At 71.9% G+C, this 12,845-nt stretch carries 9 protein-coding genes; 5 read left to right on the top strand and 4 right to left on the bottom strand.

What is annotated here, in order from left to right:
• Positions 1-25: 25 nt before the first annotated feature.
• Positions 26-838, bottom strand: a complete 813-nt coding sequence (locus tag ACIO3O_RS27075; protein WP_401750122.1) for a helix-turn-helix domain-containing protein — start codon at positions 836-838, stop codon at positions 26-28.
• Positions 839-933: 95 nt separating this feature from the next.
• Between ACIO3O_RS27075 and ACIO3O_RS27070 the strand changes: the two genes are divergently transcribed.
• On the top strand, positions 934-1,956 hold the full coding sequence (locus ACIO3O_RS27070; RefSeq protein WP_401750120.1) for an MBL fold metallo-hydrolase: 1,023 nt from the start codon (positions 934-936) through the stop codon (positions 1,954-1,956).
• A gap of 10 nt (positions 1,957-1,966) precedes the next feature.
• Here the strand turns inward: ACIO3O_RS27070 and sph are convergent, their stop codons facing one another.
• The gene (gene sph / locus ACIO3O_RS27065; RefSeq protein ID WP_401750392.1) at positions 1,967-2,947 is read right to left on the bottom strand and encodes a sphingomyelin phosphodiesterase; all 981 of its coding nucleotides are present in this window, start codon (positions 2,945-2,947) and stop codon (positions 1,967-1,969) included.
• 211 nt (positions 2,948-3,158) lie between these two features.
• Positions 3,159-4,652, bottom strand: coding sequence for an aldehyde dehydrogenase family protein (locus ACIO3O_RS27060; RefSeq protein ID WP_401750118.1), 1,494 nt, complete (start codon positions 4,650-4,652; stop codon positions 3,159-3,161).
• Positions 4,653-4,901: 249 nt separating this feature from the next.
• Between ACIO3O_RS27060 and ACIO3O_RS27055 the strand changes: the two genes are divergently transcribed.
• Positions 4,902-5,828, top strand: a complete 927-nt coding sequence (locus tag ACIO3O_RS27055; RefSeq protein ID WP_401750116.1) for an oxygenase MpaB family protein — start codon at positions 4,902-4,904, stop codon at positions 5,826-5,828.
• A gap of 93 nt (positions 5,829-5,921) precedes the next feature.
• Here the strand turns inward: ACIO3O_RS27055 and ACIO3O_RS27050 are convergent, their stop codons facing one another.
• Entirely contained in the window at positions 5,922-7,430 is a 1,509-nt protein-coding gene (locus ACIO3O_RS27050) for a M1 family metallopeptidase (RefSeq protein ID WP_401750114.1), read from the bottom strand.
• Between the two features lie 210 nt (positions 7,431-7,640).
• Here ACIO3O_RS27050 and ACIO3O_RS27045 point away from each other — a divergent pair, with 210 nt between their 5' ends.
• From ACIO3O_RS27045 to ACIO3O_RS27035, 3 genes are all read left to right on the top strand, one after another.
• Positions 7,641-9,665 (top strand): Xaa-Pro dipeptidyl-peptidase, encoded by a 2,025-nt coding sequence (locus tag ACIO3O_RS27045; protein WP_401750113.1) that lies wholly within the window; start codon positions 7,641-7,643, stop codon positions 9,663-9,665.
• Positions 9,662-10,975 carry a M14 family metallocarboxypeptidase gene (locus tag ACIO3O_RS27040; protein ID WP_401750112.1) on the top strand — a complete coding sequence of 438 codons (1,314 nt, stop codon included), beginning with the start codon at positions 9,662-9,664 and terminating at the stop codon, positions 10,973-10,975. The genes ACIO3O_RS27045 and ACIO3O_RS27040 overlap by 4 nt, the downstream gene beginning before the upstream one ends.
• A gap of 71 nt (positions 10,976-11,046) precedes the next feature.
• A complete protein-coding gene (locus ACIO3O_RS27035) occupies positions 11,047-12,780 on the top strand; it encodes a BCCT family transporter (protein ID WP_401750111.1) in 1,734 nt (577 codons plus the stop codon).
• The last annotated feature ends 65 nt before the right edge of the window (positions 12,781-12,845 follow it).

Here is a 12,845-nt window from a genome sequence, read left to right as displayed (position 1 = left end):
CCAGCCCCCCCCCGCAACACCCCCCTCAGGCCCCCCTCAACAACCCCCGCACCCGCCCCGGCGGCACCCCCGCCGCCTCCCGGACCACCCGGGTCATGTGGGACTGGTCGCTGAAGCCCGACTCCGCCGCGAGCGCCCCCAGGTCCGACTCGCCCTGCACGAGCCGCTCCAGCACCAGCGCGACCCGCAGCCGGTTGCGGTAGCGGGCCAGCGGCACGCCCGTGCCCGCCCGGAAGATCCGGCTCAGGTGGTGCGGGGAGCAGCCCACCTCCTGGCCCAGCGCGGTCAGTCCGAGGCCGAGGTCCTGGGCGAGCGCGCCACGTGCCGCGTCCACCAGGGCCGCCCTGGCGGCGGCCGTGCGGGGCAGCCCGGAGGCGAGACGCTCAGGGGCGAGCTGAGCCAGGACACGTACCGTCACATCCGTGCTGCGCTCGGCGAGTTCGAGGGAGTCCGCACCGGCCGCAGCCCGGCTCAGCAGCATCCGGTGGGCGAACGACACGTCCGGCGTGCAGTACGCCAGGCCCTCCGGGACACGCGGATCGCCGCCGAGGAGGGAGGCGAGCGACGACTCACCGACGACGACCTCGGTATACGCGTCCGCCCCCTGCGGATGTGCGAACTGCTGCTCCTGGCCCGGCCGTTCGACGAACACGCTCGCCGCGTCCACCAGCCGGGCCACCCCGTCAACCCGGCTGCGGAACACCCCCTGCCGCACCAGCACCAGCCCGAACTCCCCGGCGGCCCGGGGCTCCGTCCACCCGCATCCGGGATCCTCGCACCGCACGCCCGTGACACGCAGCCCGTCGCCGTCCAGATGCGTCCGACGCTCCACCGGCATGATCCGCTCCTCCCGCCGGCCACCCGCAGGAGACCCGTCGCAACCGCGCAAGATTGTTCAAGAACGGTCCGCGGTCCCGGCGTCAGCATGACGGCATGACCCGACACAGTCCACACGCCGAGCACCCTCACACACCCCCCAGTGCGAGCCCCGCACGCCGGACCGTCCTGCGCGGCGCGGCGGCTGCGGCAGCCGCCTCGGCCGTCGCCCTCACGGCCGGTGCGCTCCCGGCCGCCGCCGCCGACACCGAGGTGTCGGCGGCCACCGCGACGGCCGCCGCCGGTGGCCGCATCGTCCGCCGCCGCACCGGCCCCTTCGAAGTCCTCGCGCTGCTCGACGCCCACGGCCCGTTCCCCGGCAAGCAGACCGACAGTTTCCCCGGTGCGAGCGCCGCCGCCTGGGCCCGAGCCCGACGCGTCGACCCGCGTGCCTTCGGGCCCGCCGACACCTGGGAGCTGGACTTCCGCTGCTACGCGATCCGCAGGCCCGGCGGCCGGGTCACGCTCGTCGACACCGGCGTCGGCCCCGCCGACTCGCCCGCCGCCTCCTGGGCCCCCGTCCCCGGACACCTCCCGCAGGTGCTGGCCGAGGCCGGAATCCGCACCCGTGACGTGGACACCGTCGTCCTCACCCACCTCCACGCGGACCACTACGGCTGGTCCGTCTCACCCGCGGGCGTCCCGATGTTCCCCGAGGCCCGTTACGTCCTCCAGCGCGCCGAAACCGCGAACATCCCGGAGACCGACACCGCCCACCGCTACGTCCTCGCACCCCTGCGCCGCACCGGGCAGCTCCACGAAGTGGACGGCAGGACAAGGCTGTTGGGGGTGGGCAAGGGGCACTTCGGCGCGGTCACCCTGCTGCCGACGCCCGGACACACCCCCGGCCACCAGTCCGTCCTGGTCGAGGGCGGCGGCGGCCGGGACCGGCGCATCATGGTGACCGGTGACGTCCTGGTGCACGCCGTGCAGCTCGTCGACCCCGCCGTCCCCTACCGCTTCGAGGGCGACCCCGCCACGGCCAGGAACAGCCGCGAGCACCTGCTCCGCGAGGCACGGGCGGGCCGCGCGCTGCTCGCCACGGCCCACCTCAGCACCACGTTCCTGCCGGTCCGTTAGGGCCGGTCGGTCAGCGGGCCGACGCCACCAGCGGGTAGTGGTCGCTCAGGTTGGTGTACGTGTACGACTTCCCCCAGCTCGACACCGTCCACGGAGCGCTCTGCTCCTTGACGACGTGGTTGTTCCACCCGGCCGGACGGACGTGACCCGTGCGCGGCAGGACGTAGTCCAGGTCCTCGCGCGGGTCGTCCGGGTAGCGCTCCGAGGCGATCGAGTTGTCATCGGTGTCGAAGGAGTACGGGTGACCGGTGCGGGAAGCGGCCCCGTCCAGACCGCCGTCCGCCAGCATCGACGCGTACTCGGCGCTGTGCGAGTCGACATTCAGGTCGCCCGCCACCAGCACCTGCTCCGACGCCGGGATCTTCTTCGCGTCGAGGAACGCGTCCAGCTCCTTCAGCTGCGCGCTGCGCTTCGCCGCCGCCTCGCCCGCCTTGCAGCCCGGGTCGGTCGACTGGAGGTGGGTGCCGACCACGTGCACCTTGACGCCCTTCACATCCAGGACGACGTACGCGAAGCCCTTGTTGGAGAACCAGTCGCCGCCGCACGCCTGCTGGTAGACGAACTGTTCCTTCCGCACGATCGGCCACTTGCTGTAGACCGTCACCCCGCCGTCCTCCGGCGAGGTCGCCGTGTACGCGCCGCCCGTGGCGTCCCAGCCGCTCTTGCTCCGGCCGACCACCGGCGTTTGGTGCGGGTACTGGGCGGCCGCGTTGCGCCCCAGCGCGTCGGACGCCCCATTGTCGAACGCCTCCTGGAGGACGACCACGTCGTGCCCCTGGAAGAAGGAGGCCGCCGGAATCGCCTTCGCACGGAAGTCCTGGCCCCAGTTGGGGTAGAGGTTCTTGCTGAAGATGAAGGCGTTGTACGACAGGACGCTGAGCGCCGGTACGTCGGCGGAGGCGCCGGACGCCGCCGGAGCCGCCGCCGCGCCCGGCACGGCGGTCGCCAGCGCGGCAGCCGCGGCCACCGCGGTCGCGGCGGCGGTGAGCACCCGGCGGCGGGCGGAGCGCGACGTACCCGAGGTACGCGAAGTGTCCGACGTACGCGAAGTGCGCGAAGGAATCTGCACAGAGTTCTCCCGTGAAAGGTGGGGCGAGAGGTGCGGCACGAGCTGGTGCGGCACATCAAACCAGGCGGAGTTACTTCCCGGTAGACAACGCGCGACCTCTCCACCTCGCCACCTGAACAACCGGGGAAATCCCTCACCGCCGGGCGTGCAGCCTCCTCCCCAGCTCCACCATCCGCTCCGCCGCCTCCCGCGAGGTCGCGAACGACATCAGGTCCGTTCCACCCCCGATCCGCCGCCGCACCGTGATCGACCTGGCCGAGGCGAAGGACCGCAACCCCTCCGCGCCGTGGATGCGCCCGTACCCCGACTCGCCCGCCCCGCCGAAGGGGAGGGAGGGCACCGACGCGTACCCGAGGACCGACCCCACGGACACCCCGCCCGCCGTCAGCCGCTCCGCCACCGCGAGCCCCTCCTTCCGGGTGCCGGTGAACACCGCCGCGCCCAGCGAGTAGGCGGACGCGTTCGCCCGCTCCACCGCCTCGTCGAGGTCGCGCACCGCGTTCACCGACACCACCGGCCCGAAGGTCTCCTCGCGCATCGCCGCCGCGTCCTCGGCCACCCCCACCAGCACCACCGGGTGGACGAACGGCGCGCGCAGCGACTCCGGTCCGCCCAGCGGCGCGTGCGCGCCACCGGCCAGTGCCTCCTTCATGTGCCGTTCCACGACCGCGAGTTGGGAGGGAAGCGTCATCGGGCCGTAGTGCTGACCCGGCGTCAGTTCTCGTGCCTTGCGGACGATCCGCTCCACCAGATCGCCGTGCACCGAGGCGACCGCGTAGACCCGCTCGACCCCCGCGCAGGTCTGCCCGGCGTTCGCCATCGCGCCCCACACGATCGCGTTCGCCGCCGCCTCCAGATCGGCGTCCGCGCCCACCAGCACCGCGTCCTTGCCACCGCACTCCGCCAGCAGCGGGGTCAGCGTCCGGGCGCACACCTCGGCGACCTTCCGCGCGGTGCCGGGCGACCCGGTGAACGCCACCTTGTCGGCCCCCGCCTCCGCGAGCGCGGACCCCGTCTCGCCGAACCCGGTCACCACCAGGAACAGGTCCGCGAACTCCGCCGGAACCGCCTCGGCGAACGACGCGGCCAGCAACTCGCCCACGCCCGGCGTCAGTTCGGACGGCTTGAAGACCACCCCGTTGCCCGCCGCCAGGGCGTACCCGATCGAACCCATCGGCGTGTGCACCGGATAGTTCCACGGGCCGATCACCCCGACCACGCCCACCGGCTTGTACGCCAGCAGCGCCCGCTGGCCCATGGCCCCGGCACCCGACGGCATCCGCCGCCGCCCCAGCACCCGCCTGGCGTTGCGCGCCGCCCAGTCCAGGTGGACCAGGGCGAGCAGCACCTCGGCGCGCGCGTCGTGCACCGGCTTGCCGGTCTCCGCCGCCACCACCTCCGCGACCTCGTCCATCCGCCGCGCCAGCGAACGCTTCCAGGTCAGCAGTGCCGACCGCCGCCCGTTCCACCCGGCCGCCGCCCAGCGCCGGGCCGCCTCCCGGGAACGCCGCACCGCCTCCCGTACCTCCGCCGGACCGTGCACCGGATGCGTACCGAGGGTCGAACCATCCACCGGGGAAAGGGAGTCGAAGGTCGTGCCGGTGGTCGCCTGGGGCAGGGAGGGCATCTGGACTCCTGGGGAAGGGGGAAGGGGAAGGGGGAAGGGGCCGTGGGCCCGGGCTTCGCCTCGCGCCGACGCGTGCCCGCGAGCGCCCGGACCGTACGCACCACAGCGTGCACCCGCGCGGTCCGCCGACGGAAGCCCGACGCCGGTCAGCGGCGACCCGGCCGTTTCCCGCCGCCTCCCGCCCGCGCATACTGGATCACGGACAAACCCGGCACAGCCCCGGGCCCGCCCCACCCTGGGAGCCGCCCCATGACGACCGAACCCGGCATACGCCCCGCCACCCGCCACGGCCGGGGCGCCGACCCGGCCCCGCCGCCGCCCGGCGGCATCCTGTGGTCCGTCGCGGGAGACGTCCGCGCCCTGCTGATGCTGCCCGCCGCCCTGACCATGCAGGTCGCGCACCCGGCGGTCGGCGCGGGCGTCGACGACCACTCCGTCTTCCGCACCGACCCCTGGGGGCGCGGCGAGCGCTCGCTGCGGTCGGTGATGCTCTGGGTGTACGGAGGGGAGGCCGCCGCCGAAGAGGGCCGCAGGCTGCGCACCCTGCACAAGACGATCATGGGCACCGACGCGCACGGCCGGACGTACCACGCGCTGACCCCGGCGTACTACGCGTGGGTGCACGCCACGGGTTTCCCCTGCTACCAGCACGCCCTGGCACACCTCAACCGGCGGCCCCTCACCGACGCCCAGGAACGGCAGCTGTACGCCGAGTGGCTCCAGGTCGGCCGCATCCTCGGCATCCACGACCGGGACATGCCACAGACCGTCGAGGAGTTCTGGCCCTACTACCGCACCATGCTCGCCGAGCAGATCGAACGCACCCTGGTGGTGCGGGAGTTGACCGACCCGGGGCTGAAGGTTCCGCCGCCGGACCGGGGCCCGCTGCCGGTGCGGCTGCTGCTGCGCGCCCTGTGGCCGGTGCTGCTCCCGCCCCTGTCCACCTTCCGCGCCTTCGTGACCGTCGGCTACATGCCGCCCGACGCGCGCGAGGCGCTGGGGCTGGAGTGGACGGCCGCACAGGAGCGCAGGCTGCGCCGGTTCAGCCGGGTCGTGCGCGGCCTCGTACCGCGGCTGCCGGAGCGGCTGCGCTATCTGCCGATGGCGCGACGGGCGCGGGCCGGGGCCAGGGCGGCGCGGAGGTCCGGGGCGCAGCAGCGCGCCGCCGCCCGCTGACGTACGTACGACAGCGGGCGACGGCGCGGGAGCGACAGGCGGGCGGAACCGACGGACGGGCGGAGCCGACCGACGGGCGGAACCGGCCGACGATCAGTGGTCGTGGATCGTGTTCGTCTCGGCGATCTTCTTCCAGGACTTCGGCTGGACCGGCTTGGCGGCCGGGGCCTTGGCCAGACCACGCGCGATCTTCGACTCGGCGGCGGCCGGAGCGGCCGGCTTCTCCGGCTGGTACAGCCAGGTGTCGAAGAGCTCCGCGAGGGGCTTCTTGGAGATCTTCTCCGCGTACTTCACGAAGTCGGACACCTTGGCGTTGCCGTACGCGTACTGCTTCGGCCAGCCCTTGAGGATCTGGAAGAACGCGTCCTCGCCGACCTCGTTGCGCAGCGCCTGGATGGCGAGCGCACCCCGGTCGTAGACAGCGATGTCGAACTGCTTGTCCGCACCCGGGTCGCCCGGCTTGACCTGCCAGAACGGGTCCTCGGCCGAGCGGGAGGCATAGGTATAGTCGGCCAGCTCCTGCGCCGTGCCCTCGCCCTCCTTCTCCGACCACAGCCACTGGCTGTAGCGGGCGAAGCCCTCGTTGACCCAGATGTCCTTCCAGTGGTGCACGGAGACGCTGTCGCCGTACCACTGATGGGCCAGCTCGTGCACGACCACCGAGACGTTCGAGCCGTTGGCGAACTGGCGGGGGCTGTAGAACGGGCGGGTCTGCGTCTCCAGCGCGAAACCGCTGGTCACGTTGGGCACGTAACCGCCGACGGCGTTGAAGGGGTAGGGACCGAAGACGCCCTCCAGCCACTCGACGACCTCCGTCGAGCGCTCGATGCTCGCGCGCGCCGCGCCGTCGTTGTCGCCGAGGTCCTTGCTGTACGCGTTGAGGACCGGCAGGCCGGACGCCGTCTTGTCGGTGGTGATGTCGAACTTGCCGACGGCGAGCGTGGCCAGGTAGGAGGCCTGCGGCTTGTTGGAGCGCCAGTTGAAGCGGGTCCAGCCGAGCTTCGAGCTCTGCGACTGGAGCACACCGTTGGAGATGGCCTGGTGGCCGTCCGGCACCGACACCGACACGTCGTAGGTGGCCTTGTCCAGCGGGTGGTCGTTGCTCGGGAACCACCAGGCGGCCGAGTCCGGCTCCTGCGCGGCGACGCCGCCGTCCGGGGTACGCGCCCAGGCGGTCCAGCCGCCGATCTTCACCTCGGAGGGCTTGCCCGCGTACTTCACGACGATCGAGAGGGACTTGCCCTTCTGGAGCGGCGTGGCCGGGGTGACGACGAGCTCCTGCTCGCCCTCCTTGGCGAACTTCGCGAGCCTGCCGTTCACCCGCACCTCGCTGACCGCGAGCCCCAGGTCCAGGTTGAAGCGCGAAAGGTCCTGCTTGGCGGTGGCGTTCAGCGTCGCCGTGCCCTCCAGCAGGTCCGTCGTCGGCTGGTACTTCAGTCGCAGGTCGTAGTGCGAGACGTCGTAGCCGCCGTTGCCGCTGGCCGGGTAGTAGGGGTCGCCGATGCCCGGGGCGCCGGGGGAGAAGGAAGCGGCCGATGCCGGGATCGCCAGCAGCATGGTGGCCGCGGCGAGAACGCCCGGGGCGATGTATCTGCGGTGCACGAGTGCTCCAAGTGGTCAGTGGGTGCGACGTATTGGCACTCTATTCAGCCCCTCGGCCACCAGTCATGTCCATGGTTGCTGCTGTCATGTGTCGTCACACGATTGCCATACGGCCGACATGACCACCCGCATCCCATTTGCCGCCACCGTCCTTCACCGTCTCTCTACTGCCCTCTTTTGCGCAGGAGTTGACCGGGTTACCGTCCGCCCATGTCGATACCAGCGCGGGCCCGGCGCCCGAGACGAAGCACCCTCGTCCCTCTGACCGTGGCGGCGATGACGGCCGTCCTGCTGGCGCCCGCCGGGTCCGCGCAGGGCGCCGACACGCCGAGCGCCGTTGCCCCGGCCGCCGCCGCTCCGGCTGCGGGGCGCCCCACCGAGAGCAAGCCCGTCTTCTCGTACGACAAGGCCGTCCGCGAGTCGGTCTGGGTCGACACCCGCATCGACGGCGACAAGGACGGCAGGACCGACCGGGTCGCCGTCGACATCGTCCGGCCCCGCGAACTCGACGGCACCGGCCGCCGCGTGCCCGTCATCATGGACGCCAGCCCGTACTACCGCTGCTGCGGACGCGGCAACGAGAGCCAGAAGAAGACGTACGACACGGACGGCAAGCCCCTCCAACTTCCGTTGTTCTACGACAACTACTTCGTGCCGCGCGGCTACGGCTACGTCGCCGTCGACTTCACCGGCACCAGCCGCTCCGACGGCTGCATCGACATCGGCGGCCGCTCCGAGATCGCCTCCGCCAAGGCCGTCATCGAATGGCTGAACGGCCGCGGCACCGGCTACACCACCCGTACCGGAACCGAGCGCACCCGCGCCTCCTGGTCCAACGGCGACACCGGCATGATCGGCAAGAGCTGGGACGGCACCGTCGCCAACGGCACCGCCGCCACCGGCGTCAAGGGCCTCAAGACCATCGTGCCGATCGGCGCCATCTCCTCCTGGTACGACTACTACTTCCAGCAGGGCGCCGACCTGTACGAGGGCGGCCCCGAGGACCTCGCCGCGGGCATCGAGAACGAGGAGTACGCCCAGCGCTGCGCCCCGGTGAAGAAGTACCTCTCCGACAACGCGCCCCTCAACGGCGACCGCACCGCCATGTGGGCCGACCGCGACTTCGTCCCCGACGCCCGCAAGGTGAAGGCCAGCGTCTTCGCCGTGCACGGCATGCAGGACCTCAACGTCCGCATGCGCAACTTCGGCACCTGGTGGGACGCCCTCGCCCAGCAGGGCGTCGACCGCAAGGTGTGGCTGTCGCAGACCGGGCACGTCGACCCGTTCGACTACCGGCGCGCGGAGTGGGTGAAGACCCTGCACCGCTGGTTCGACCACGAACTCATGGGTTACGACAACGGCATCGACCGCGAGCCCATGGCCGACATCGAGCGCGCCCCCGACCGCTGGACCACCGACAAGGTCTGGCCCCCGCGCTCCACCGAAGCCACCAAGGTCCGCCCCGACAAGGGCAGTTCGGCCGGAGTCGGCACCCTCGGCCTCAAGCCCGCCAAGCCCGGCGCCAAGGAGACCTTCACCGACGACCCGTCCCTCGACGAGGACGCCTGGGCCACGAAGATCGACACCGGCACCCCGGAGAAGGCGGGCTTCGCCACCAAGCCGCTCTCCCGCGACCTGCGCCTGTCCGGCACCGGCAAGGTCACCCTGAAGGTCACCCCCTCCACCGCGAGCGCCAACCTCAGCGCGGTCCTCGTCGACCTCGGCCCCGACACCATCCGCAACTACGCGGCCGCCGGTGAAGGCATCTCCACCCTCACCAGCCGCACCTGCTGGGGCGCGAGCACCGCCGCCGACAGCGCCTGCTTCAAGGAGACCCGGGCCAACACCAAGGCCGTCGACCACACCGTCTTCAGCCGGGGCTGGGCGAGCCTCGCCCACTACCGGGGCGACGGAAAGGCCCGCCCGCTGACCCCCGGCAAGACCTACGAGATCACCATCGACCTCGCCGCCTCCGACCACGTCGTCCCGGCGGGCCACCGCCTCGCCCTGATCGTCGGCGGCACCGACGCGGGCCTCGTCGAAGCCCCCGACAGCCGCCCCACCGTCGACCTCTCCCTCTCCGGTACCTCGGCGAGGCTCCCGGTCGTCGGCGGCGAGCGCGCCTTCGCCCGCGCCACCTCCGGCAACGCCCAGGCCGCCCCGCTCTCGCCGGGCGCCCGCGACTCGGTCCCGGTCCCGCAGGACCTGTCCCGGATGCCGGGGGAGGCCCGATGAGGGCCCCGTCGAAGTCGGCGACGCGGGCAAGGACACTCACCACCCTGCTCGGGACGGCAGCCCTCGCCGTCCCGATGCTGGCCGCGCCCGCACACGGGGCCGACACCGCCCGCGCCTCCGCTCCCCGTACCGGATTCGAATCCTCCAACGGTGCACGCTGGACCACCCAGCCCGAGGAGCAGGACTTCCTGCGGGCCGTCGATCGGGCCAGCGCCCGCACCACCCTCACCACCATCGGCACCACCAAACAGGGCCGCCCGCTGCAGCTGGTCCGCATCGCCGAGCGCCAACACACCACCTCCACGGTGCTCCTGATCTGCAGTCAGCACGGCAACGAACCAGCCGGACGCGAGGCCTGCCTGAGCCGGGTCCGCGACCTGGCGTACGCCACCGACCGCAGGACCCGGGACTTCCTGCGCGGCACCACCGTCCTCGTCGTGCCCACCGCCAACCCGGACGGCCGCGCCGCCGACACGCGCGGCAACTCCGACGGCGTCGACATCAACCGCGACCACATCGCGCTCGCCACCGCCGAGGGCCGCGCCATGGCCGCCGTCCTCCGCGACCGCAGGCCCGACCTCGTCTACGACCTGCACGAATACGGCTCCACGCCGAAGGTCTACGACAAGGACCTCTTCGACCTGTGGCCCCGCAACCTCAACACCGACCCCCACCTGCACGACGAGTCCCAGAAGCTCTCCGAGCGGTACGTCCGTCCCGCCGCCCACGCCTCCGGCTTCACCACCGGGACGTACGGCATCTGGACCGACCCCGTCACCGGCGAGCCCACCCAGCAGGTCGCGGGCGACGGCCAGGAACGCATCCTGCGCAACGCCTCCGGGGTCAAGCACTCCGCGGGCCTGCTCATCGAGAGCCGCGTCGACGCCCTCACCGAGGCCGAGCAGCAGGACCAGGCCCTCAACAAGCGACGCCGCGTCACCTCGCACACCGTCTCCCTCGACGGCGCGCTCTCCTACGCGGACCAGCGGCGCGTCCCGCTCGCGCTGGCCACCGCCCGCGCCCGTCTGGCGGGATTCGCCGACCGGGGCCCGGTCTATCTCGGCGGGGCCGACAACGACCCGGCCGAGCCCGCCGAGATCCTGGCCGATCCGCCCTGCGGGTACCGCCTGACGAAGGATCAGATCGCGGACGTACGAGACGAACTCGCCCTGCACGGCGTCGCGTTCCGGACCACCCGGGACGGGGCGTACGTACCCCTGCGGCAGTCCCAGCGCGCCCTGGTCCCGCTCCTCCTCGACCCCGGTGCGACCTACCACCTCACGAAGGGAAAACCCGACACGCGCTGTTAGCGGACTGTGACGTGGGACACCTGTGATACCGGGTAGCGGCAGGGAATCCTCCCTACCCGAAAGGTGACCACGTGTCCCACGACGACCAGCCGTCGGGCGACGGCCGGGCAGCTTCGCCACTCATGGCGGACCTGCCCGGCAGCCCGGAGACCACCCACCGGCCACACACCGACCGCATCGTGTTCGGCGTCACCGCCGCACTCACCCTCGCGTTCGTGCTCTGGGGTGCCCTCGCCACCGAGTCCCTGGAAAACGTCTCCACCACGCTCCTCAACGGCCTCATCCACAACGGCGGCTGGGCGTTCATACTGGCCGCGTCCGCCTTCGTCGTCTTCGCCCTGTGGCTCGCCATCAGCCGCTACGGCAAGATCACGCTCGGCGAGGAGGGTGAGAAGCCCGAGTTCAAGACGGTCTCCTGGGTCGCGATGATGTTCAGCGCGGGCATGGGCATCGGCCTGATGTTCTACGGCGTCAGCGAACCGCTGGGCCACTTCTCCTCGCCGCCGCCCGGCACCGACCCCGCCAACGCGTCGGAGGCCATGCAGACCGCCATGGCGACCACCCTCTTCCACTGGACGCTGCACCCCTGGGCGATCTACGCGGTCGTCGGCCTGGCCATCGCGTACAGCACCTTCCGCCGTCGCCGCCGCCAGACCATCAGCGCGGTCTTCACCCCGCTCATCGGCGAGAAGCACGCCAACGGGGGAGTGGGCCGCTTCATCGACATCCTCGCCATCTTCGCCACCCTCTTCGGCTCAGCGGCCTCGCTGGGCCTGGGCGCGCTCCAGATCGGCAGCGGGATGAAGGAGGTCGGCTGGATGGAGAAGGCGGGCACCGGCCTCCTCATCGCCATCATCGCGGTCCTGACCGTCGCCTTCGTCGCCTCCGCCGTCTCGGGCGTCGAGAAGGGCATCCAGTGGCTGTCCAACACCAACATGGTGCTGGCCCTGCTCCTGGTCGTCTTCGTCTTCATCGCCGGCCCGACCGTCATCGTCCTGGACCTCCTGCCCACCTCCATCGGCGCGTACCTGGGCGACCTCCCGCAGCTCATCGGTCGCACCGAGGCCACCGGCGGCAAGGACGTCGCGACGTGGCTGGGCAGCTGGACGGTCTTCTACTGGGCCTGGTGGATCTCCTGGACGCCCTTCGTCGGCATGTTCATCGCACGCATCAGCCGGGGCCGTACGATCCGCCAGTTCATCGGCGGCGTCATCCTGGTCCCCAGCACCGTCAGCCTGCTCTGGTTCGCGGTCTTCGGCGGTACGGCGATGAAGATGAAGGCCGCGGGCAACCTGCCCGACGAGTCGACCCCGGAGGGCCAGCTCTTCGGCCTCCTGCGCGAGTTCCCCGTCGCGACGCTCACCAGCATCCTGGTCATGATCCTGGTCGGCATCTTCTTCGTCTCCGGCGCGGACGCCGCCTCCATCGTGATGGGCACGCTCTCGCAGAAGGGCTCCTTCGAGCCGACCAAGCTGGTCGTGGTCTTCTGGGGCGTGGTCACGGGCGCGGTCGCCGCCGTCATGCTGCTGATCGGCGACGGCGAGGACGACGCCCTCAAGGGCCTCCAGAACCTCACGATCCTGGTCGCCGCCCCGTTCGTCCTGGTCATGATCGGCATGTGCTGGGCCCTGCTGCGCGACCTGCGCAGGGACCCGCTGATCGTGCGCGGCGAGCTGGGGGTGGAGGCGGTCGAGGCGGCCGTCATCGAGGGCCACCAGAAATACGACGGCGACTTCGAAATCCGCATCGGCCCGGGGAACGGGGAGTCGGGGGCGACAGAGGCGGAGGCGACCGAAAAGGCCTGACCGACACGCCGGGCCCGGGGCCCGAGGCCGCCCCGCCCGGGGTTCCCGCGCCCCCTGTCGGGGGT

Origin of the sequence: Streptomyces sp. NPDC087440 (assembly GCF_044744005.1) — a bacterium.
Lineage (GTDB): Bacteria > Actinomycetota > Actinomycetes > Streptomycetales > Streptomycetaceae > Streptomyces.
The sequence above is the reverse complement of the archived record's forward strand: the minus strand, read 5'-3'. Positions and strand labels throughout refer to the sequence as shown.